Source organism: Paucilactobacillus kaifaensis, assembly GCF_005405145.1.
Taxonomy (GTDB): domain Bacteria; phylum Bacillota; class Bacilli; order Lactobacillales; family Lactobacillaceae; genus Paucilactobacillus; species Paucilactobacillus kaifaensis.
In genome coordinates this window covers 1-2,200 of the sequence record NZ_BJDM01000034.1, presented here as the reverse complement: position 1 = coordinate 2,200, position 2,200 = coordinate 1, and the positions used below count along the sequence as shown (strand labels likewise).

The following is a 2,200-nucleotide window of genomic DNA, read 5'->3' as shown; positions in this document are numbered from 1 at the left end:
GAAGCCGTCTGGCAGTCCAGAACCATTGATTGTTGGAAATTATGTTCACAGTTACTTCGAGTCTAAGACGGCTCATAGGGCATTTGTAGCTAACAATATTGGTGCGATTATATCCAAGGCAGGTAAGACCAAAGGACAGCCTAAAAAGGCATATAAGCAGGCTGACATGATGATCCAAACATTCGAAAATGACGACTTTTTTAATGAAGTTTACCAAGGTAAAAAAGAAGTCCCACTCGAAGGAACTATCTTTGGAGTTAAGTGGAAAGGCAAACTCGATTGCTTAAACGTTAAGGGCCAATATTTCTGTGACATTAAGACGGTTGACGATATTCAGAAACGACACTGGAACAACGAAAATCAACAGTGGGTTTCGTTTGTTGAAGATCGTGAATACATTCTACAAATGGCCGTCTATCAAGAATTATTAAAGCAAAAATATGGAAAAGTATTTGAACCGTTTATCTTCGCTGTAAGTAAGCAGGATGTTCCTGACAAGATGGCTATTAATATTGATCAATGGAAATTGGATAATGCACTAGCACAAATTGAGACCAACGTTGATCACTTCAACAGAGTCAAAAACGGGCAGGAAGAACCAAAGCACTGTGGCAAGTGTGAGTATTGCCGCATGACTAAGAGGCTTAACGGGTTTACGGAAGTATCAGATATTTTAGACAAGGAGCGTTAAACAATGATTAATCGAGCAGTATTAGTTGGAAGATTAACCAACGATATGGAGTTGAGGTATACACAAAGTGGAACGGCGGTCGGGTCATTCAACCTTGCCGTTAATCGTCAATTTAAGAACGCTGACGGAGACCGAGAAGCAGATTTTGTTAGTTGTGTGGTTTGGCGTAAAGCAGCTGAAAGCTTAGCTAATTTCACTCATAAGGGTTCATTGATTGGAATTGATGGACGTATTCAAACACGCAATTATGAGAACAAACAAGGAACACGAGTTTATGTGACCGAAGTAGTAGTTGAGAATTTTTCATTGTTAGAACTGAAAAGTGAAAATCATCCTAGCACACAAACCAATACAACAAAGCCCAAAAGTAGTAACGGGACAAGCAACCCAACTGATCCGTTTGCTGGGTCAAATCCAATGGACATTGATGCTAGCGATCTCCCGTTCTGATTTGAGGTGATAATATGAGTTTATTAATGACAGAGAGAGTTATAAATGGCGATTCATTCTCACTTATTAACATTTACAAATGTGACGAATGTAAGCAAAAGATTCCAGAATACTATCCACACGTTGAGATTCCTAATGAAAGGCATTTATGTATTGAATGTGGCTTCAAAAATGGATTGATTTCGGAAAAAGAATATTTAGAGGACTGTGGTATTTCAATTAACAAGGCACATGTAGTTGTTCGAAATAATGAAGTTGTTATCTGGGTTGGTAATCAGGCACCGTGGGAAAGACCGATACAGTATCTCAGGAAAACAGCTGCTTATAGTGAGTGGCGAAAAGCAGTATTTGAACGAGACCAATATACTTGTCAAATTTGTGGTCAAGTTGGCGGGAAGTTGAACGCTCATCACGTAAAATCATTTGCTAAGTTTCCCAAGTTACGCTTAAAAATATCAAACGGCTTAACACTTTGTGAAAACTGCCATAGGAATATTCACAGAAAAAGGTGATTCATAAATGGTAGGTGGAGCATTTCAAACAAGCAGAGAAATATTTGAAAGTACAATTTGGGAAGACATTATCAAATTTAGAATTTTCTTTTACATTTATGGCAATGCTGTTTTTGCTAAAGAGGGCACTGATGTTGCAGGTATACATTTGAAGCGTGGTCAGTATTTGAGATCATACCGCAACCTGCAAAAGGACTTATCCTATATCGAAAAAAGGCATCAAAAAGTCTATTCATTACACACGATTCGAAAGAAAATTGAACAGTTGGTGAAAGAAAAACGAGTGGAAATTGAAAGTAACGATATGGGAACACTGTTTACAGTCGTTAAATACGACGAGTACCAAGGGTTTGATCGATATAAAAAACAGATGTCTGCCACAGCATCTGCCACACCAACTGCCACAGCAAGTGAACACCAACTGCCACAGCAAGTGAACAATAATAAGAATGTTAAGAATGTTAAGAATGTAGTAGTAGATGGCACGGAAAACAATCCGGTCGACCTTTGGACAAATCTTTGGGGATTCCCGAATGGAATTGCACAA

4 protein-coding genes are annotated in these 2,200 nt (G+C 38.6%); all 4 read left to right on the top strand.

Features of this window, described 5'->3' with window-relative positions:
* A partial coding sequence (locus FFM51_RS08630) for a PD-(D/E)XK nuclease-like domain-containing protein (protein WP_137598217.1) occupies window positions 1-691 on the top strand: 691 nt, incomplete at its 5' end.
* Window positions 692-694: 3 nt separating this feature from the next.
* Entirely contained in the window at window positions 695-1,141 is a 447-nt protein-coding gene (ssb, locus tag FFM51_RS08625; RefSeq protein ID WP_137598216.1) for a single-stranded DNA-binding protein, read from the top strand.
* A gap of 14 nt (window positions 1,142-1,155) precedes the next feature.
* Window positions 1,156-1,653, top strand: a complete 498-nt coding sequence (locus FFM51_RS08620) for an HNH endonuclease (RefSeq protein WP_137598215.1) — start codon at window positions 1,156-1,158, stop codon at window positions 1,651-1,653.
* Window positions 1,654-1,660: 7 nt separating this feature from the next.
* Window positions 1,661-2,200, top strand: a 540-nt coding sequence (locus FFM51_RS08615; RefSeq protein WP_223875924.1) for a hypothetical protein, incomplete at its 3' end; no start/stop codon positions are given.

Bases quoted from the DNA above. Each gene is read 5' to 3' on its own strand.
- FFM51_RS08620 (WP_137598215.1), top strand. From the start codon at position 1,156: ATGAGTTTATTAATGACAGAGAGAGTTATAAATGGCGATTCATTCTCA.
- ssb (WP_137598216.1), top strand. From the start codon at position 695: ATGATTAATCGAGCAGTATTAGTTGGAAGATTAACCAACGATATGGAG.